Here is a 19955-nt window from a genome sequence, read left to right on the forward strand (position 1 = left end):
TGGAGAAGACCGGTTACGCCAGCGCTCGCGATGACCTGTTGAATGGATTGCTGACGATTCCCGTCGTGGAAAAGGCGCAGTGGTCGGAGGCGGAAGTTCGCCAGGAGATCGAGAACAACGTTCAAGGGATTCTGGGTTACGTGGTGCGATGGATCGATCAGGGCGTGGGATGTTCGAAGGTGCCGGATATCCACGATGTCGGGCTGATGGAAGACCGCGCGACGCTGCGGATATCGAGTCAACATATTGCGAACTGGCTGCATCACGGGGTGGTGTCGGAAGCGCTGGTGAACGAGACGTTCGAGCGCATGGCGAAGGTCGTCGATGCACAGAATGCCAACGACCCGCACTATCAGCCGATGGCCGGTTACTTCGAAACTTCGCTGGCCTTCAAGGCGGCGAAGGCGCTGGTGTTTGAGGGGCGTGCGCAGCCTAGTGGGTACACTGAGCCGTTGCTGCATAAGTTCCGGCTGGAGGTTAAGCAGCATCGCGGTTGAAAGTTAGTAGCCTGACACTCGTTGGATATACAATATGAAAACGTATATCCAACGAGGCAGTCATGCAAGTATCCAAGTGGGGCAATAGTCTTGCAATCCGCCTTCCAGCAACGGTAGTGGAAGCGCTCGAATTGCACGAAGGCGACGACGTGGAAGTCGTTATCGCAGGCGCGCGCGAATTCCAGATCAAGAAAAAACCGACCGGTCGCGCGTTGCTCGACCGGCTCCGCCAATATCGTGGCCGGCTGCCCGTCGATTTCACGTTCAACCGCGACGACGCCAATCGCGATGACTAAGGTATTCCTGGACAGTAACGTGGCGCTGTACCTCCTGTCCGGCGATGCGGTCAAAGCAGACCGCGCTGAGGGTTTGATGGCAGATGGCGGTGTCATCAGCGTTCAGGTGCTGAACGAGATCGCCAATGTGACCCGACGCAAACTGGCAATGTCATGGCTCGAAACGAACGATGTGCTGGACGCAGTTCGGGCTGTATGCACGACTGAGCCACTGACCGTGGAGACCCACGATACCGGCCGGCGCCTCTCGGAGCGATACGGCCTGTCAGTCTATGACTCAATGATTGCAGCAGCGGCGCTACTCGCAGAATGTGAAGTCCTCTACTCTGAGGACATGCATGATGGGCTGGTTATCGATGCGCGGTTGCGGATCGTTAATCCGTTTGCCATTACTGGCTTGTGATTGCTCGTTTCAACGTTTCTTGAGACGGACTGTCGGCGCATCATGCGCGTTTCACGACCACGTCCAATGCACTAACCGCCTCACTGCGTACTGGTGCGCCCTCGTTTTAACTTCTGGACATGCAGCGCGCCCTTTTTTTGATCCACCTGCCAAAGATCAAACCCGGCCTGATGAGCTAGCCATGATTCCGCGCTCTTGCCGAGCGCAATCTCAAGCCGCATCGCCATTTCTGGACTAATGGCCGCTCGCGCCGCACCGCCGTTCATCAACGTTTTTGTGCGTATCCGCCCGTCCCGAACCTCTTCTCCACAAGGGGGCTGGCACGAACCCGCGAGTTTGCTATAATCCGCGACTTGCTGGAGAGATGGATGAGCGGTTTAAGTCGCACGCCTGGAAAGCGTGTTTAGGGTCAAACCTAACCGGGGTTCGAATCCCCGTCTCTCCGCCAGAATAGCGTTTTAAGCAGTGTCATGAAATCCCGGAGAGCCTTTAATAATAAGGCTTTTCGGCGAATCTGAAGTCTCTAACAGTCTCGCAAAATCTTACGAAATCACGCAAAATTCCGGGTACTTTTCCGGGTACTTTTTTGCGGGGTTTTACACTTCAATGGCCGAAAGTCTTCTACGCGATCTTCAATGCCGCGCAGCCAAGCCGCGCGCGGCGGTCTACCGTCTGCGTGACGGTGGCGGCCTGTTTCTTCAAGTGCGGCCAACCGGCCACAAGTACTGGCAGTTCCGCTACACGAAACCCAATGGCCGCGAGAGCTCGATCCAAATCGGACCGTATCCGCGCGTGACGCTTGAGCAAGCTAGGACAGCACGCAATGAACATCAGGCGGCGGTCGCTCGCGGCGATGACCCATCGGTACTTCGCAAGCAAGACAAGGCGCGCAGCAAGATCGACGCCGCCCGCTCGATGACCTTCAAGCAGTGCGCCTCGAAATACATCGAGGCCCATGAAGGCACATGGCGCAACGTCAAGCACACGCAGCAGTGGACGAACACGCTCACGACCTACGCCTATCCGATCATCGGTGCATTGCGACCGAAAGACATCGACACGGACCTCGTGTTGCGTGTCCTCAAACCGATCTGGCTGACCAAGAACGAGACAGCTACGCGACTACGAGGCCGGATCGAAAACATCCTTGATGCAGCGAAGGTGCAAGGTCTGCGGGACGGCGAAAATCCGGCACGCTGGACCGGCCACCTGGACCACCTGTTAGCCGCTCCGTCGAAGGTGCAAAAGCCCAAGCACCATTCAGCCTTGCCCTATCCCGAGATGGCCGCGTTCGCCAAGCTTCTGCAAGCGAGTGCAGGAACGGCCGCACGTGCGCTGCAGTTCACAATCCTGACGGCCACTCGCACGAACGAAACACTCGGCGCGACGTGGGCCGAACTGGATCTGTCAGTGCCAATATGGACCATTCCGGCTGAGCGGATGAAGGCCAAGCGCGATCACCGCGTGCCGCTATCTCAGGCGGCCGTGGATCTGCTGAATTCGCTACCAACAAAAGGCAGCGAGGGTGTGGTGTTCGAAGGCGCCAAGGAAGGTCGCCCGCTATCGAACATGGCCTTGCTGGCCGTGCTCAAGCGCATGAAGCGTAGCGACCTGACCACGCACGGTTTTCGCTCGACGTTGCGGGATTGGACCTCCGAATGCACGGCATTTCCGAGCGAGGTTGCCGAGATGGCGCTGGCGCACGCGATACGCGACAAGACGGAGAGCGCGTATCGACGTGGCGATCTGTTCGACAAGCGCCGAGCATTAATGCAGGCATGGGCAGACTATATCGACGGCGAACTGAACCAAGCCGATGTAGCGATCAGCGCTGAATTAGAAATAGGTTGAGAGCGGTGGGAGCAACGCGGCGCGGAAGGTTTCTGCGCGGTGATTTTTTCATGCAGCCGTTCGAAGACATCGTACCAGCGGTAGGCGGCTTCGCCTAATCGCATCGGTTTCGGTAAACGCCACAAGCTGTTCACTAAGTCTCCAATGTCGACTGAGTAAACAAATTTGTTCACTTGTTTACTAACTTTGCGACTTGTTGGCTAGTGCGATGGCGCGGGTCGGCAGCCCCGCTTACTAAAAGGCCTACAGGGGCCTCGCCTTTTTTCCACCCGGGAAACGATTCGATTCGCGCATATTCGCGAACTGTGTGGAAGCGATGATGGATAACGGTCCGAACTGAACTCTGTCTAGAACCCGCAACAATCGATCAGCCGTGGTCACTTCGTTTGCTAACGCTTAGCAGATTAGGAAACCCTGCAAACCTATCCGGAGGCGCAGCAGCGCTCGACCTGGTGCCGATACCCCCGTCGACCGGCCATCATAGTTGTCGCGCAATCGGACGTCGTAGTTGACGATATCCAACCTAGCAGAACTTGAAGCGAAGCAGGCAGAACACGCTGCGGAGAAAGATGCCAGCGAAGCCGCGAAGCCGCCAAAAGGCAAGGATGGTGGCAAGGTAAAAGGCGGCCCGTGCGATCATTTGAAGCAAGGATCTGGCAAGGGACCCTACCGAGGGGGAGCGCACAGCAAGACCAGTAAGCCGGTAAATGATGGAAAGGACTCTCACCATATGCCCGCGGACGATGTGAGTCCACTTGCACGAAATGATGGACCTGCCATCCAGATGGACCCGAGCGATCATTATCAGACCGCGAGCAACGGAAGAGGCGGAAGTGAAGCCAGGCAATACCGACAGATGATCGGTGATCTGTTAAAAAGCGGTAACTGGCGAAAAGCCATGGCAACCGAGATTCAAGATATTAGGGACATCGCCAAGGCCATTGGAAACGCAGGGAAGTACAACGAGGCTATGCTGGAAATGCTGGAGTATTTTCGATGCCTCGAGAAGAACGGCCTGTTACCACTCGGATAATCAATGCTCTCACCTTTCATCATTACCCCCTATGTCAGTGCAGGTCCGGTCACGCTGGGTATGACTCGCACGCAACTGCATGCGCTGCTCGGACCTCCAGACAGTTCGAGAAAAAGTCGATTCGTCCCAAAGGTAACTGATCGCTGGCTCGCGGAAGACCTCACTATCACGCTGTCGCATGATGCAGGATCGGTGGTAGAGATCGGGTTTGGCAGTGACCAAAGCGAGGCGGAGGTCGCTGGTGTTCGACTGTTTGATCGGGTCGGGCCGGATGTTTATCGCGATCTATGCCGGGCTGACGGAGCACCACGTGAGGACGTAGGATTTACGGTGCTTTTCAAATTTGGAATAACATTGGACGGTTTCCTGGTGGCGGAGCAGGACGATCGGGCCGTCACGGTATTTGCGAAGGGAAGCTGGGACGAAAATGATGCTCGTCTGAAGCCGGCAAAGCTGTAGGCCGTTCTAGTGCGATGCGCATTAGCACGGCGGCACCGACAGCGTGGGTACGAATCGTGGATCGCAACAAGATGTACGAGATATTTCCGCGAGTCGGAGTGGACTCAGTCAAGTTCGGCATGTCCGCCGACGCACATGAAATCGCTGTTCGAACGCGCCCTCCATACACTAGGTCCGCTGTCGGCCAGTTTCGGTCGGTCGACCGCACGGAGTAGATCGTCAACAATTACCAGTCAACGGCGGCGATACGATCACGGCCAGTTCCCTCTGCAATTGAATGGCACGCTCTCGCCCAAGGCCAATAGAGTTGGCGCGCCGTTCACGTACTTGATTCCGGCGTCGATAAGCCGCCAGTGATCCATGACGCGAAAGAGCTTGAAAACGTTTCGCTGGTCTGGCTGTCCTGCAGGCGCGTCGAACGCCAAAGCAGGATAGCCGTTGAGTTGCGACTTATCCGCATAAGCAAGGCGGGCTTGAACGGTTGCTATTTTCGACTGGTAGGGACCTGTATCTATTTCCGCAATTCCAGCGCTGGTATCGATCCTGATTTGGTTGATCCAGTACTTTTCTGATCCGCTATAGACGCATGTAAGTTCGCCCGCATAAAGTGGCGCGGACGCGAAGAAAGAGAGCAACAGAATGGCTACGGGAGCAATGATCGCTTTCATGAGGGACGAACGAAAAGTACGTAGGCTAGCATGAAGATGAGCGACCGCTTTCTGCAAACATGACCGACCGCTCCAGGTCGGCTACGGTAGTTCGTCGTGGGACCGGTGCGGCCAGTTTCGGCCGGTCGATATCAGTGCGCAGATCGTAGGCAATCGCGACTTTTGGCGTGTGCTGCGTGATTGTCGAGTGTCAGTTCGACGCTGACTTCAGGGTGGCAGCTAGATAGTCGGTCAACGGGCACAAGGCTTTGACTGCCAAAGCTGACCGGTCCAACCAACCTGACCCGAACGCGTGGGCCTTGCACCACTCTCCGTTGGGCAAAAGCTCTTCAAGCGTCTCCTGATACTCTACTGCGTCAGAACTTCTGCCCCAACTGGTTGTTGGAGTGCGGCCCGTTCGTCCATCTGAAAGCCGGTCCATCTTTGCGAGGTAGATCGCTAGTGCTGTCTACCGGCATGTGGTGTGGATCCTTACCGCCATCCGCCTCACAAAACAAGTTTCGTCATGTCGGCAAGTTCATCGTCCCACCACCCGAGCTTAAAGGCGGTAGCTGTCAGTGCGTCAAAATCGTCGCTCCTGAATCCCGACAGGCTCACGCCGAGGTTTTTGAACACGATGAATCCATCACCTTCAAATGCGTCCGAGTCTAACTGTCTCAACTGCCCGATGGTTTTCGCATGCGGTTGCTGGAAAACTTGAACGCCCTTGAGAGTCAATTGTGCGTACGAAGACGGGAATCCGACCTCGGCAACACCATCATCCGCTCGATCATAAGTGACCAGGCTGGCATCACGAACTTCGGTTTTATTGCCAAGAAAATTCTTTGACTTGCGCGCTGGCGCTCCCCAAAGAGACTCCACATCGTCGGCGGACATGCCGAACTTGACGGAGTCCACTCCGACTTGTGGAAATATCTCGTACATCTTCTTGCGATCCATAGTTCAACCCATCGGTAATAAGTTGTTCTTTTCGAGGCACTTGAAATATTCAAGCATCTCCAGCATCGCCTCATTGTACTTACGCGCGTCCTCCAGTTCGGAGGCGATGCGGCGAACGTCAAGTATCTCCTTCAGCATCGCCTCTCGCCATTTTCCGTCCTTCAGTAGGTCGCCGATCATCGCGCGATAGCGCTTGCCGGCTACACCGTTCTGGCCGTTGCTCGACGTCATTGCATGGTCGTCGGGCTCCATCTGAATGGCCGGCCCGTCGTTCCTCTTGAGCGGGCTCACATCGTCTGCCGGCATGTGGTGTGAATCCTTGCCGTCATTCGCCGGCTTGCTGGTTTTACTGTGTGCGCCCCCCCGGTAAGGCCCCTTGCCCGAGCCCTGTTTCAAATGATCGCACGGGCCGCCCTTTACCTTGCCACCATCCTTGCTTTTTGGCGGCTTCGCAGCCTCGCCGGCATCCTTCTCCGCAGCATGCTCTGCTTGCTTGGCCTCCTGCTCTGCGAGTTGCTTGGCCTCCTGCTCTGCGAGTTGCTTGGCCTCTTGCTCTGCAAGCTGCTTCGCCTCCTGCTCGGCCAACTGTTTGGCTTCCTGTTTTGCCGCCTGCTCCGCTACTTCCTTAGCGCCAAGCTTGGCTGCGCCCTCGATCCCCAACTCCGCGACCTTCCCTGCGGTTCCGGCAATTGGCACGAGATCGAGTGCCGCAGCACCGCCAGATATCGCTGCCTGAGCGAAGTTGCCTTCTCCTGCGTATACGAGAGCATTCGCCCCATCGAAAACCGCGCCGACCTCAGGAATCGCACCAAGTACATCTAGTCCCCCATGTACCCAGGCACCTGCTGAGGCCCACCAGCCGGCTTCTTTTGCGGTTTCGGCTGCGACCGGTGGGTTAGCCGCCGCGGCCGGCACCTTCGACATCGCAACCTCGCCCTGGAGGCGGCCCAGCGTGTTCCCATTCTTGGGTGCTGACGCGACAAGCGGATAGGGAGGCAACCGGTTGAACTCTGGATGCGCAGTGAGCCACGCGTCATATTGTTGCGGTGTCAGGTCCTGGCTGACGAGATCCTCCGAGCCTGCACTCGGCCACGTCGTCAGCGAAGCGCCATTTCCCGTCCCAAACTGAACAGCCGCGCCCGAGCCGTCCGGCAGAGCCTGTCGATAAGCGACGACGGCGACCTCACTAATCTGTTCCATTTACTCCCCGTTCATCCAGAACATGTCGCCGTGCCGCACGACATATTTGCCCTGCACGCGAACGGTGCTGCTTTTCTCCTGGGGCCAGCACTTCGCACCGACCGTATTGCTCTTCACTCCATTGGCCTTGCCGGCGGCATCCCCCTGGGTCGCCGGCGCATAACTCGCATCGAATACGACTACCGGTTTTCCGTTGACACGCACATTGGTCGAGGTTTGCGCGCTCCCGCCAAGATCAGAGGTCACCGGGTATGGAACGGGCGGGGTGCTGCTGCCGATCGGAGTCTTGCAGACGTCCGGCATCATCGAGACGATCTTCCAATTGCCGTCCTGTCGCGCAATCACGTTACTGGCCACGATTCCTCCTTCTGGTCAGATGACCGCGACATATCAAACCGCAGTGCGGGTGCCGTCGGGTCTGTTTCGAAGCGCGCTTCGCACACCCTGACTGCGGGGTTCGCAGGAAATACCGCCCGCCACGTCAGTGACACCGTCATCTCTTCGGTGTCGATCAGCACGGTGTCAAGCCGGGTCTCGATCAGAGCAACCGCGCCGGTTTCGAACCTGAGTGCAGTGATCGCTCGATGCCCTGGCATGCGCGCACGCAGAAAACCCGAGGTGCTATCTTCCGGACGCGCGAGGTGGGCCAACTCGAAACTGAACCCCGAACTCGGCCATGCGATCTGCTGATCATCGGGAGCGCCATTCCAGTATCGGAAGTCGAAGTCTTTGGGCAAATAGGGCCAGCCGTGTTCCAGCCACGATGCATCGTACGTACCGGCACGCGCCAGCCTCGGACTCCAGGCCCGGCCCACGGGACCGAGCCCGACAGGAATCGCGCCATAGCGCGTCGCGACTTCAGTCATTTGCGTCGCGTCAAGGTTCGTAGCTTTGTGGTCTGCGATGTCAAGCGTCGTAACGGGAGCATTCCACGCTTCGATCTGGCATGCCCGGATCTCGCGAACGCGTCGCTCAGTTGACGGCAGTTTCAACACGTCGCTTGTGTGTTCGACATCGGGCCGGGAACTCAGCGACAGATACCGTTTCTCCAGCCAACCCGCACCAAGTGGATTGGTAAAACATACTTCGTTGAGCAACGGCGAGGCGTCCGCATCGGACTGCTCCGATCGCGTTGATGCCGCAACGAGACTCGAGCCGCCGAATGCGCACTCCCAACGCACCGGCACATGCGTCGCCGGCTCTGGCTCACCTAATCGCCACCCGCGCCATCCTTTGTGAAAGCTGCGCGGGCCACACACCCGCAGCGCCTTGTCCACCACGACCGTCTCTCCATCCAATACACGCAGCCGTGCTGGCCAGGACATCGCCGCTTGAGCGCCTGGCGCGTAAGACGTCGCGCGGACCAGCACGTCGCATTTGGGTTTGAACGGAGCAAGGTCACTCTCAACCTTGACGCTGCTTCGGCCTTCTTCTCCTTCGTATTCGTCGCTCATTGCGATCGGCAACGCCGCGTCGCCCTCGAGCAGAACACAATCGTGGGTCAGTCCGTTGTTACTATCGAATGTGGATCGCCTGACGAGGCGATAACCCACGCGCATCACAGCGACGTGAAACTCATTGCCCCGAACGTCGACTGCACTGAACGCCATGGCGTACAACGGTGTCAGATTGCGGAATTCCATCGGGATGCCGCTTAGTTGACGTCAACGGACTGACCGTCGATCTGCACTGACTCCGAGCCGGCAATATTGATGTTCGCCCCGAGAATGGAGATGTTGCCATTGCTCTCCATGACGATCCGAGATTTGCCAACGGTGATCTCCAGGCGATCCCCCGCCTTGATCGTCCAGGTCTTCCCAACGAGGGTGGTTTTCGACAAGCCGACCTCTTCGGCGCTGGCCAGACCGACTGCAGAATTCATCGCGCCGGCAACCGTCACCGTGTAGGCTCCGCCTACCGTGAGCGCCTTTGCGAGCCCCACCGTCTCGGTCGACGTCAGCGCGACCACGAGGTTTTCCATCCCACTGATGGTCTCATTGCGATTGCCGCCGACCGAAAGCGTCTCATTGCTACCAACCTGCTCGGTGCGATTGACGCCGACCGTGATCGTCTCGTTGTTGCCGACCGCTTCCGTGCGGTCGTGATTCACCTGAACGGTCTCATCATGATCGATGGTTTTGACGCGGTCATTGCCGACCGTATGAGACTCGTTGTTCTCCACCTCAATGCGCTGATCCTTCTCCGCATGAATCCAGACCTCTTCCTGCCCGCGCTTGTCCTCAAAGCGAATCGCATTGGCATTGGCCGCCGTTGCTCCCTTGCTCGAACGGGTCAGAAAGCCGCTTTGGGTCGCATTAGCGGGTAGCGCCCACGGCGGCATGTTCTGCGCGTTGTACACGCGCGAGGTGATGAGCGGCCTGTCCGGATTTCCATCGAGGAATGAAACAACCACCTCGTCTCCGATGCGCGGAATCTGGACTGCACCGAATCCTCCACCCGCCCAAGGCTGACCCACACGCACCCAGCACGAACTGCGATGATCCCTCTGGCCGAGCCGATCCCAGTGAAACTGCACCTTCACGCGACCCAGGTTGTCCGTATAGATCTCTTCACCTTTGGGGCCAACCACGATGGCAGTCTGTGGCCCGGGAATGCTGGGCCTGACGACCGACAATGCGGGCCTGAACGGGATTTTCTTGCGGATACACGTGAAACTGTTTGAATAGGTCGCAGCCTGATCGTGCGACTGGTAATTGTTCGCGCCGTGATGGTCGACGAACAGTAGCAGGAACTGCCGATCCTCCTGACTGCCGCTGCCATGATCGTAATGATCTGTTAGCTCGAAATACCGGCCGGCACCCAGCGTGCGGCAGTTGCTTGCGCCACTGAACAGCTTGCCGTTCGCCTCCAGAGCCTCGAGGCGAAAGCGCGCCAGCTCCTCTCCTCGATCAGTTGAATCGAATCCGTGCAGCCCGACATAGTCGTAGACTTCGTATCGGTCGACGTTACCCTGGTCGGTCTTCGTGTCGCCCGACACCAGGCGACGCGCGCCAGGTGCTTTGTAATCGAAGGTCTTCATGCTGATGCTGCCCGACTCGAGCTGCCGTTGCGCGCTCCACGAAGTGACGACCGCTTCATCATCAAGCGTTTCGGTGGTCGCGTACGGTAGCGAACTCTGGCCATCGATGGTTTTCGCATTTTGCGAACCATCTGTAACGATTAACTTGTGTCCGTCCTTCGTGTGCTCGAAGTAGAAGAACAGGCCTTCCTGCTCGAGTATTCGCAAAACGAAGTTCAGGTCGCTTTCCCGATACTGCGTGCAATAGCTGTAGGGTTTCAGATTCTTCTGGAGATGAAACTCGTACGACGCCAGCTTCGAATATTGGGAGAAGACCTTGGAGACAATATCTTCCGCTGTCAAATCCTGAAAAATCCGCGAATCGATCCGGCGGGAAAGCATCCAGATCCAGGGCTGTACTGTCGCCCGGTAAATCGCCAGGCCGCCGTCAGTACCGATATGTGAAAACTGCGTGACATAGCCATTAAAATAGCGTGTAGCGCCGGTCGTGAGTTCTAGTTCAACCGTCACCGATTGCCCGATCATCTGTTTTAGCTCGATCGTCGCATCCTGAGAAACAAGCCCCGCCGTGACACGGAAGAGTTGTGACAACCCTTCTGAGCAATGGAAATCGCCAACCAGCAGTTGTGATTGACCGGACAATGGTGTGGTGATACTAAACAGACGGCTGTTCTGCAGACTCAAAATGCCCGCGATATCTGAGAGTTGCATGCCTTTCCCCGAAGTCGGCGATACAATGCGGATAATAACGTGATTTGTCTGAAAAATGCATCGGTTTGCAGTCTCGGGGGGCTCCACAAAAATATGGATTGCCGTTGCATGGATTAGCTGTTGCTAACGAGCGCCCCGGTTCCTAAAGCAGGAATACCGAAGCGCATTAGCGCGATGAGCTGGTAGTTTCAACCCTTTCAGAAATATAACGCCGTCGGTTTATACGAATGAATCGAGCCCTCAGGGAGCATACGAACCTTAATATCGGCGGCGGATTATATTGGCGCGAGCATTAGAAACGAAGAGCGGCAACACATGAACAATTCACCGTTTTACGCATGCACGGCGGAAGACCCGTACGGGTACGGCCCTTCGCCGGGACTGCTTGGGCCGGGCCAATCGCCCGACCCCAGTCTTTCGCTTTTTCGCCGCGATATCGGGGTGATCCGGGTGCCTCTGGGTGGTAGCTATGCGACCGACAATCTGACCGCCGCGCAGTACATTGTGCAGCGCCTGAAGTCGAACCCGGATCTGTCGGCCGACGAACGTATCCAACTGGTGTTGTGGCTGCGTGAGGCGCTGAGTGCGCTGCGCTCGGCATCGAGCAGGACCAGCCAGTCAGAAGTCGGGAAGGTCTATCAGCAAGCGAGAAGCATCCCGGGTGTCGGCGAAGTGATCGATGTCAGCGTGGCACCGGGTAGTTTGCCAGCCACCCTGGCAGCGGGCTCGGCGACGCTCCATGCGCTCGCGTCCCGGGCACCCGTATCGGGCATGCTGGATCTGCCTCCTAATTTGCAAAAGCGGCTGCTGCAATGGGCGAACAAGGGCGGCAACCAGGGCATCAAGTCCGCTCGCAAGAATTTCGGCGACGTTCTCAAGATCACCAAAGTCGACGGCAAATTCGTCTTCGAGATCCCGGCCAGCGAAACCGCGAAGTCGTTCGTCATTCGAGGGCAGGCCGCGGAGCGCGTCATTCGCATTCCGGCTTACCGGCAACTGGCGCAGGACGCGCTCGAGTCCAAAACGTGGATGAACATGGAGGGTTATGGGGCAACCAGACTTGGCGGCATACTCACCGGGGCAAAAGGAACTGCTGCGCTGTCTTTCGGGCCGCAGATGGTTCTGGATGCGATTGACTCCCACAGTTTTGGTCAATGGCTAAGCCTTGAAGCTCACAATCAACCGGCCAACCTGGCCGCCTGGGGCGTTAGCTTCGTCGTGGCCGCTGTTCTGGGAAGTACATCCGCCGTCGTGGTCGTACCGTTAGCGCTAGGCGCCGGAATCGTCGTGGCGCTGTTTGTGAATCACGAGGGCGTGGGCAACTGGATTGGCAATCACGTCGACGCCTGGCGTGGGTACCGGCCATGATTTCCGCCAAATCCGTAAGCCTCGACTTGAAGCAAATCTTCGCCGTACCCGTTCTCTGGGCGATTACCGCCGCTATGGTGACGTTTATGCACCCCATCCTGGGCGTGCCCTCGCTTGGGATGTGTGTCGCATGCTTGTATTGGGCCATCAGGGCCGCATTTTTTAACAAGCGATATACGTATCATCTTGGCGGCTTGCTGCTTTTCGGCGCTGGCGCCGGCATTGTCTTTTTGCTCATTGCCTGCATTATGCTGTCTGAGGTCTTCTTTCATGTCCCAAAGACGAGCAGTTACCTTGCCGCGCCCGCCGGGCTGCTCTATCTCGCCGCGTGGTACAGCATCATTTACTTCCGCGAGAGTCGCATAACCTGGCAGGATTTCCAGGTAACGAGGGAGAACCGGTATCTGAGCGTCGCAGATGGCAAGGTTGTCTGGCTGAACAAGGGCCGAAGTGCCACGCCAGTTCTGCTCGCGCTCGCCATTGGCGGGGGGATTGCGCTGGTGACGATTGCCGGTGCATTTTTTGGCAAAGAGAATGCGCAAGGCGCTCTGATAGCGCTCGCCGTGGTGGGACTGCCAATTCTGACGCTCAGCTATGGCATGCGCGTCATCATCGGATTGACCGAGCTTCGTAAGCTGGAGAAGGCCACCGGTACGCAGTTTCCATTGCATGACCTGGAAGAAGTGCAACAGGCCCGCGCTGGAAACTGGGTCGGGCGGCTGGTCAATCCCGAACTGCGCGCAATCTACAGGACCGCTACCCAGAACCGCGCAACAGCGGCAACGCGCGCCGCTTCTCATACGCGCAAGTGACCGGTCGATGGAAAACCTGCTTCCGCATTACGAACACGAACTCATGCGGTTGCGCCGCTCGGCGCACGAATTCGCCGCTCGCAACCCTAAGATCGCCGCTCATCTTGCTCTATCTGGCGAGCACTCGGAGGACCCGCACATCGAGCGGATGCTGCAATCATTCGCCCTGCTGGGAGCGCGCATCGATACCCGGCTAGATGATGACTACCCGGAGTTCATCGAGGCGCTGCTTGAGATTCTGTACCCGCGCTATCTCCGAGCACTTCCATCTTGCTCGATTGCCCAGTTCGACGCGAGCAACCTGTTTGCGCAACTGACCGAACCGGTCACCGTGAATCGCGGCACGGAACTGGAGACGCGAACAGGCAAGTGCCGCTTTCGCACAATCTACGACGTCAAGCTGGCGCCGTTGAAGATCCGCTCGGCGCGGTATTCGTCGACCGCTTCTGCGCCCGCTATGGCACGACTGCCCTCCGACGCGACGGGCCTGATATCGATCACGTTCGCGTCGGCAACAGAATCCGGCACGCTGGAGCCACGAACAGCGGGCACGACGCGACTTCACCTCCATGGGCAGCTCCCACTGGTTGGAGCGCTGACGGACACTTTGCTGATGCACACAGCCGCGGCTTTCGTTGAAGCCGATAGTCGAGGCACCTGGAAAGCGCTGTCTGGCATTCCGGTACATGCGGCAGGCTTTGCAGATAGCGAGGCGCTTATTGGCGATACTGACGGATCGCCTCCTGGATTTCGTCTGCTGCTCGACTATTTCGCTTTTCCGGACAAATTCAATTTCGTGGAGGTCGACCTTGCCGCGCTCGCACGAGCGGCAGGCCCTTCCCGGGAACTCACGCTTCATCTGGTGGTTCGTAATATCCCGTCGGACTCGCAGGCCGCACGCGTGCTGGAGACGTTGACCGCCTCAACCTTGAAACTGTTCTGCGCGCCGGTGATCAATCTCTTCGAGCGCGAAGCGGTGCCGATCGAGCTGAGGGGCGCCGGCACAGCATATCCGGTGGTGCCGCAATCGTTGCAGGCATCGACCGCAGAAGTTTATTCGATTGATCGCGTGTACATGACGGAGCAGGACGCTGCAGGCAAGACAGAGACAGACATCCGACCGTACCACGCGCTGCGCCATGGCACATCACATCAGAATTGCGACCTGTACTGGCTGGCCAGCAGGAGTGGTCAGTTCACGACGGACCGATCAGCGAGTGAAACCCTGTTGTTGTCCGTGGTCAGCATCGACGGCAAGCCAACATTACCGGGCAGCCGGAAGATTGGCATCGACCTGACGTGCACGAACCGCGATATCCCTGCCACGCTGCCTTTCGGCTCGAACGATGGAGATCTGTTGAACGAGAGTGCGTCGCTATCCTGTCCGATCACAATGCTGACGCGTCCAACGAGACAGATGTGCCTGCCTCGTGAGCGTGGTTCGCTGTGGCGGTTGATTTCGCGGATGACGCCGCATCCGTTTGCCCTCGCCCCGTCGGGCCTCGCTGGGTTGAAACAAACGCTGCATCAGCACGCCGGCGCGGGGTTCGCGACGGCAACACGGCACATTGACGGCATCGTGGGACTCGATCATCAGGTCGTGACGAGGTGGATGCCGATCAAGCCATTTCCGACGTTCGTGCGCGGCATCGAGGTTCGTCTCACCGTCGACGAGTCGGCGTTCGCGGGAACCAGCATGGCGCTCTTTGCCGGCGTAATGGACCGGTTGTTCGAGCCTTACGCTAATGTGAACAGTTTTGTTCAACTGGTCCTGCTCTCAGTCGGCAGCGGTGCAGAAATACGACGTTGCGCGCCACGCCAGGGCTCAGCGGCGATCCTCTGATCGAGGTGAACGCGCTCTAACGGCAATCCGGATACGTTGAAGTCGATGCGTTCAACGCTGAGCCATACGCCCACCGCTGGTTTGAAAAGAAGCTGCCCTGATGTGACCAATTGTGTTTGCGTTTCATATCGTCAGTGATCGTCACCTACGGTCGACCAGGGAAGTTTGGCATCGGCCCGAGTTCGGCCAGCTTGAGACGTTCGACCTCGAACGCTAAATCGCTGACAATCTGCCCGGCAGTGGTTCGGGGGCTAATGATTTGAGCCGCACGGCTGGCGGACTTCGAACGCTTGAGGCACGTCTTCCGGTCACTGCATTATTCGAAGGGTTCCGCTGGTTTCTCAGTCATCCGAGTTGTGACCACATTGAGATTTCACGCATACCGATGAAACCTTCAAACAAAACCACGTCCTCGAAAAGACGACGTATTTTGCAATTTGCGGTCGGAATCACATTTGTACATGGCGCTCGGAAACAGATACTCGCCTCGGCGCAAGCGGCGCCATCCGCTGCGCTTGCTCGCGTGCGTCCGGGCGATCCGGGCTGGCCGTCCGAGACGCAGTGGAACGAACTCAGCCAGCAAGTCGGCGATGCACTGGTCAAAGTGCAGTCGCCCTTGGTGGCTTGCCTGAACTCGCCCGATCGTGACGACTGCAGGCAACTATTCAAGGATCTCAAGAACCCCTATTTTCTCGGCGACGAGGTAGGCCTGACGCAGTCCCTCGGCTGGGTAGATGCATGGACATCGATGCCAAGTGTCTATGCGGTGGCTGCCCGCAATACGAACGACGTCGTTGCCGCCGTCAACTTCGCACGCCGGAACAATCTCCGCCTTGTGGTGAAGGGCGGCGGCCACAGCTATCAAGGCACATCGAATGCGCCGGACTCGCTGCTGGTCTGGACGCGAAAAATGAACGACATCAGCCTGCAGGAAGCGTTTGTTGGTAAGGGATGCGAGGGGCATGCCTCGCCGGTGCGGGCAGTCACGGTCGGGGCCGGCGCGCTCTGGGCGCACGTCTATGATGCGGTCACCACGCAGGCTGGCGGTTATGTACAAGGTGGCGGCTGCATGACGGTCGGCGTGGCTGGCCTGATCCAGAGCGGCGGGTTCGGCAGCTTTTCGAAAGCCTACGGACTGGCTGCGGGAAGTCTGCTCGAAGCCGAAGTCGTCACTGCGGACGGTGTCGTGCGGATCGCCAATGCCTGCACGAATCCCGATCTGTTCTGGGGGCTGAAAGGCGGCGGCGGTGGCAGCCTGGGCGTGGTCACACGGCTGACGCTGCGGGTCCACGAACTACCCGAGACCTTCGGCGCGGTGAACATGACGATCAAGGCCACGTCGGCGCTTACGTTCCGCCGGCTGATCGGCGTGATGATCGACTTTTACCAACAGAACCTGCTGAACCCGCACTGGGGCGAACAGATCACCCTGCGCCATGACAACGTCCTCAAGATCTCGATGGTGTTCCAGGGGCTCAGCCGCAGCGAAGCGCAAGTAGTCTGGCAACCGTTCATGGATACGGTCGCTCGTACACCGGACGATTTCAAGGTCGAGTTCTCGCCACTCAAGATCGTGGCGGTCTCGGCCCGCAGTTACTGGGCTCCGACGATGTTCAAGAAACTCCTCGGTTTCGTCAGTACCGACGACAGGCCGGGCGCGCCCAAAGGCAATGTCTTCTGGCCGGGCGACCGATGGGACGCAGGCCATGTGTTGCACGGCTACGAGTCCGCGTGGCTTCCGGTGACCTTATTGCAAAACGACCAGCGTCAAACACTCGCCGATGCGCTGTTTGCTGCGAGCCGCCACTGGGAGGTATCACTGCACCTCAACAAGGGTCTGGCAGGCGCGCCGGCCGAGGCTATCGCTGCCGCCAGAGACACGGCAATGAACCCGGCCGTGCTCGATGCCTTCGCCCTGCTCATCTGCCAGGCAGCGGAGCCGCCGGCCTATCCTGGCATCCAGGGCCACGAGCCCGACATCGCGCTGGCGCACAGGAATGTGCAAGCGATCGGACGAGCAATGGCCGAGGTGCGCAAGCTGGTTCCAGGCGCCGGCTCCTACGTGGCCGAAAGCAATTTTTTCAACGCGGAGTGGCAGCGGTCCTTTTGGGGCTCGAATTACAGCAGGCTGCTCGCCGTTAAGAATCAGTACGATCCCGATGGTTTGTTCTTCGTTCATCACGGCGTAGGGAGCGAACGCTGGAGCGCCGACGGTTTCACGAGATTCGTATGAACGGCTCTCCGCCAGAATGCGTTTCACATTGTTGAGCAGCACCCGAAACCCGCATCGAGCCTTGTGCCGACGCGGGTTTTTGGTATTTCAGCGCGTCGAAAAGTCAGAATATTTTGACTAATACCACCTCACGGATGCCGTATGTAATCCACCAGCGCTCGCGTATACGCATCCGGTTTCCGATCGAACAGACTCACCACCACCGCCACCACGAACCCCGCCGGCACCCCAAACACCCCCGAACTGATCGACTCGATCCCGAACCATCTTGCGCCCGAGAACCCCGTCATTTGCGTGAAATACGGATACGTCGACACGATGTAATAGATGCACACGCTCAACCCCGCCAGCATCCCCGCGACCGCCCCGTGCTTCGTCGTCCGCTTCCAGAACACTCCCAGCACCAGCACGGGAAACAGACTGGAGGCCGCCAACGAAAACGCCGCCCCCACCAGGAACAGGATATTTCCGGTATTAAGCGAAGCCACATACGAAGCAAACAACGCCACACCCAATAACAATATCTTCGATATCGTCACCCTCCGCTGACTGCTCGCGGTCTTATCGACCATGCAGTAATAGACATCGTGCGAGAGCGCGTTAGCAATGGTCAGCAGCAAACCATCGGCGGTAGAAAGCGCGGCCGCCAACGCACCCGCGGCGATTAACCCCGACATCACATACGGCAGCCCTGCAATCTCCGGCGCGGCGAGCACCACCATATCGGGTTGCATCTGAATCCTGGACCAGCGCACGATGCCGTCACCGTTCACATCGCCGATACGAATCAGATACGGCTCCACCTTGCGCCATTGCATGACCCACGTCGGTAAATCGGCGAATTTGTGCCCGACAATTCCCGTTAGCATTTCGTACTTGATCAGCACCGCGAGCACGGGCACGGTCAGATAAAACAGCGCGACAAAAAACAGCGTCCAGCCGACCGAACGCCGCGCGGAAGCCACCGATGTCGTCGTGTTATAGCGCGTCAGAATATGCGGCAAGCTCGCCGTCCCCAGCGACAAACACAGCAGCAGCGACAAAAAATTCCGTCGATGCAGCCGCGCGTTTTCATCGTCGGACGGGGGAAACGCTTCGGCCATTGGCACCGGTGACGCAGCGCGTTCGAGCATTGCCTCGCGGGCGCGGCTCCATTGAACGCTCGCCTCCGCGGGTGTCTTCGGGAACGACGCGAGTTCGCGCTCACGCTCGCTGATATCGCGCAACGGCCCGTTATGGCGGCGCAAGTCCGCGATCTCTCCCTGCAGCCTCGCCTGCTCGGTGTGAAACGACGCCGGCAACTCGTCAATCTGCGCCTGGATCTGCTGCGCCTGACGCCGGTAGTCGTCGCGGACTTCGGTTTCCTCGGGCGAACGTTCAACCGCGCGCTCGAGCACTTCCACGCGTTCGAGCAGGTGCCCGTACGAAAGCTGCGGCAACCAGCCGAGCCCTTCGCGATGCGCGATCATCGAGACGGGAATCAGCATGGCGCTAACCAGGATGATGTATTGCGCGACTTGCGTCCACGTCACCGCGCGCATGCCGCCCAGAAACGAGCACACGAGAATGCCGGCGAGCCCGCAGAAGATCCCGATCGCGAAATCGATACCGATAAACCGCGACGCAATCAGTCCGATGCCCTGGATCTGCGCGACGAGATAAACGAACGAACACAGGATGGCTGCAAACGCCGCGATGCCGCGCACGAGGTTGCTCGAAAAGCGCGTGCCGAGAAAGTCGGGGATGGTGTAGCGAGCGAGCTTGCGGACATAGGGCGCGAGCAAGAACGCAACGAGACAATAGCCGCCGGTCCAGCCCATCATGTAGGCAAGACCGTCATAACCGGTTGCATAGATGGACCCGGCCAGCCCGATAAACGACGCCGCCGACAGCCAGTCCGCCGCGGTGGCCATGCCGTTGAACGCGGACGGCACACGCCGCCCCGCCACGTAATACTCGACCAGATCCGACGTCCGCGACAACAAGCCGATCACGGCGTACACGGCTATCGGCACGAACAGGAACACATAGCCGATCCACATGCCCGGCCCGGTCGCGCGCTCGATCCGCGTCATCACGTAGATGAACAGGAAGAAGCCGAGCGTATAAAGCGCGTAGGCCCTGATGAGGCGATGGGTGAGCTTCATCAGCGATTCACGGCTCGGGCTTAACGACGACAAGCGCGGCAAGGGCGCGTTGCAGACGCGCATCGGCGAACTGCATCAGCACGATATAGACGACGATCAACACGACATACACAAGGATCGCGCCCTGCGCGCCGAAGTAAAACGGCAGCGGAAAACCAGCGAAACGCAGGCTGGCGAGGCGCGTCGCCATGAGGGGAATGCCGAACGAGACCGCGAGCCCGATCAGCATCAGCACCGATATCAACGCAAGGTTCGTTCGCCAGTACAGCCGATGAGCACGCGCCATCGCCTCCGTGACGGGCGGTGGTTCGGGAGGACTCGCAGGCGATGGAATCGAAGACATGTGCTTATCTACCAAATGCTTTAAAACGCGGCAATCGGGATCGACATCGTTCCGGTCTCGCTACATAAAAACGGCTCCCTGAAACAGGGAGCCGTTCATTCAAGCCAGATAA

18 protein-coding genes, 1 tRNA gene and 1 pseudogene are annotated in these 19955 nt (G+C 58.4%); 11 read left to right on the forward strand and 9 right to left on the reverse strand.

Annotation, left to right across the window (positions count from 1 at the left end; translation table 11 throughout):
• The 3 genes and pseudogenes from EOS_RS42305 to EOS_RS42315 all read left to right on the forward strand — a co-directional run.
• Positions 1 to 497, forward strand: a pseudogene (locus tag EOS_RS42305) (malate synthase G); the annotation flags it as partial.
• Positions 498 to 559: 62 nt separating this feature from the next.
• The gene (locus EOS_RS42310) at positions 560 to 793 is read left to right on the forward strand and encodes an AbrB/MazE/SpoVT family DNA-binding domain-containing protein (protein ID WP_047898216.1); all 234 of its coding nucleotides are present in this window, start codon (positions 560 to 562) and stop codon (positions 791 to 793) included.
• On the forward strand, positions 786 to 1196 hold the full coding sequence (locus tag EOS_RS42315; protein ID WP_047898217.1) for a PIN domain-containing protein: 411 nt from the start codon (positions 786 to 788) through the stop codon (positions 1194 to 1196). The genes EOS_RS42310 and EOS_RS42315 overlap by 8 nt, the downstream gene beginning before the upstream one ends.
• 80 nt (positions 1197 to 1276) lie before the next feature.
• Here EOS_RS42315 and EOS_RS42320 read toward each other — a convergent pair whose 3' ends face one another.
• Positions 1277 to 1462: a helix-turn-helix transcriptional regulator gene (locus EOS_RS42320; RefSeq protein ID WP_152693276.1), complete on the reverse strand. Its 186-nt coding sequence runs from the start codon at positions 1460 to 1462 to the stop codon at positions 1277 to 1279.
• A 92-nt stretch (positions 1463 to 1554) separates the two neighbouring features.
• Here EOS_RS42320 and EOS_RS42325 point away from each other — a divergent pair.
• The 4 genes from EOS_RS42325 (at position 1555) to EOS_RS42340 (ending at position 4539) form a co-directional block, all read left to right on the forward strand.
• A tRNA-Ser gene (locus tag EOS_RS42325) sits at positions 1555 to 1644 on the forward strand.
• Between the two features lie 158 nt (positions 1645 to 1802).
• Positions 1803 to 3047 carry a tyrosine-type recombinase/integrase gene (locus tag EOS_RS42330; RefSeq protein ID WP_047898219.1) on the forward strand — a complete coding sequence of 415 codons (1245 nt, stop codon included), beginning with the start codon at positions 1803 to 1805 and terminating at the stop codon, positions 3045 to 3047.
• A gap of 508 nt (positions 3048 to 3555) precedes the next feature.
• Entirely contained in the window at positions 3556 to 4080 is a 525-nt protein-coding gene (locus EOS_RS46850; RefSeq protein ID WP_152693277.1) for a hypothetical protein, read from the forward strand.
• Between the two features lie 3 nt (positions 4081 to 4083).
• Complete coding sequence (locus tag EOS_RS42340) at positions 4084 to 4539, forward strand: hypothetical protein (RefSeq protein WP_047898221.1); 456 nt, start codon at positions 4084 to 4086, stop codon at positions 4537 to 4539.
• 251 nt (positions 4540 to 4790) lie between these two features.
• Here EOS_RS42340 and EOS_RS42345 read toward each other — a convergent pair whose 3' ends face one another.
• The 6 genes from EOS_RS42345 to EOS_RS42370 all read right to left on the reverse strand — a co-directional run bounded on the left by EOS_RS42345 (position 4791) and on the right by EOS_RS42370 (position 11097).
• Positions 4791 to 5207: a hypothetical protein gene (locus EOS_RS42345; protein ID WP_047898222.1), complete on the reverse strand. Its 417-nt coding sequence runs from the start codon at positions 5205 to 5207 to the stop codon at positions 4791 to 4793.
• Between the two features lie 486 nt (positions 5208 to 5693).
• Positions 5694 to 6146: a hypothetical protein gene (locus EOS_RS42350; protein WP_047898223.1), complete on the reverse strand. Its 453-nt coding sequence runs from the start codon at positions 6144 to 6146 to the stop codon at positions 5694 to 5696.
• 3 nt (positions 6147 to 6149) lie between these two features.
• Entirely contained in the window at positions 6150 to 7346 is a 1197-nt protein-coding gene (locus EOS_RS43900; RefSeq protein ID WP_053064266.1) for a hypothetical protein, read from the reverse strand.
• Positions 7347 to 7703: a DUF4150 domain-containing protein gene (locus EOS_RS42360; RefSeq protein ID WP_047898225.1), complete on the reverse strand. Its 357-nt coding sequence runs from the start codon at positions 7701 to 7703 to the stop codon at positions 7347 to 7349. It abuts the gene before it with no gap.
• On the reverse strand, positions 7688 to 8989 hold the full coding sequence (locus EOS_RS42365; protein ID WP_047898226.1) for a DUF2169 family type VI secretion system accessory protein: 1302 nt from the start codon (positions 8987 to 8989) through the stop codon (positions 7688 to 7690). Before EOS_RS42365 ends, EOS_RS42360 begins: the two co-directional genes overlap by 16 nt.
• A gap of 11 nt (positions 8990 to 9000) precedes the next feature.
• On the reverse strand, positions 9001 to 11097 hold the full coding sequence (locus EOS_RS42370) for a type VI secretion system Vgr family protein (RefSeq protein ID WP_047898227.1): 2097 nt from the start codon (positions 11095 to 11097) through the stop codon (positions 9001 to 9003).
• Between the two features lie 315 nt (positions 11098 to 11412).
• Here EOS_RS42370 and EOS_RS42375 point away from each other — a divergent pair, with 315 nt between their 5' ends.
• The 4 genes from EOS_RS42375 (at position 11413) to EOS_RS42390 (ending at position 17353) form a co-directional block, all read left to right on the forward strand.
• Positions 11413 to 12465, forward strand: coding sequence for a hypothetical protein (locus EOS_RS42375; RefSeq protein ID WP_047898228.1), 1053 nt, complete (start codon positions 11413 to 11415; stop codon positions 12463 to 12465).
• Positions 12462 to 13277: a hypothetical protein gene (locus tag EOS_RS42380; RefSeq protein ID WP_047898229.1), complete on the forward strand. Its 816-nt coding sequence runs from the start codon at positions 12462 to 12464 to the stop codon at positions 13275 to 13277. The genes EOS_RS42375 and EOS_RS42380 overlap by 4 nt, the downstream gene beginning before the upstream one ends.
• 7 nt (positions 13278 to 13284) lie before the next feature.
• On the forward strand, positions 13285 to 15120 hold the full coding sequence (gene tssF, locus EOS_RS42385) for a type VI secretion system baseplate subunit TssF (RefSeq protein ID WP_047898230.1): 1836 nt from the start codon (positions 13285 to 13287) through the stop codon (positions 15118 to 15120).
• Positions 15121 to 15550: 430 nt separating this feature from the next.
• Complete coding sequence (locus tag EOS_RS42390; RefSeq protein ID WP_235443142.1) at positions 15551 to 17353, forward strand: FAD-dependent oxidoreductase; 1803 nt, start codon at positions 15551 to 15553, stop codon at positions 17351 to 17353.
• Between the two features lie 128 nt (positions 17354 to 17481).
• Here the strand turns inward: EOS_RS42390 and EOS_RS42395 are convergent, their stop codons facing one another.
• Positions 17482 to 19500 carry a sodium:solute symporter family protein gene (locus tag EOS_RS42395; RefSeq protein ID WP_047898232.1) on the reverse strand — a complete coding sequence of 673 codons (2019 nt, stop codon included), beginning with the start codon at positions 19498 to 19500 and terminating at the stop codon, positions 17482 to 17484.
• A gap of 7 nt (positions 19501 to 19507) precedes the next feature.
• Complete coding sequence (locus EOS_RS42400; RefSeq protein ID WP_075645501.1) at positions 19508 to 19843, reverse strand: DUF4212 domain-containing protein; 336 nt, start codon at positions 19841 to 19843, stop codon at positions 19508 to 19510.
• Between the last annotated feature and the right edge of the window lie 112 nt (positions 19844 to 19955).

This window comes from Caballeronia mineralivorans PML1(12) (assembly GCF_001028175.1).
Lineage (GTDB): Bacteria > Pseudomonadota > Gammaproteobacteria > Burkholderiales > Burkholderiaceae > Caballeronia > Caballeronia mineralivorans.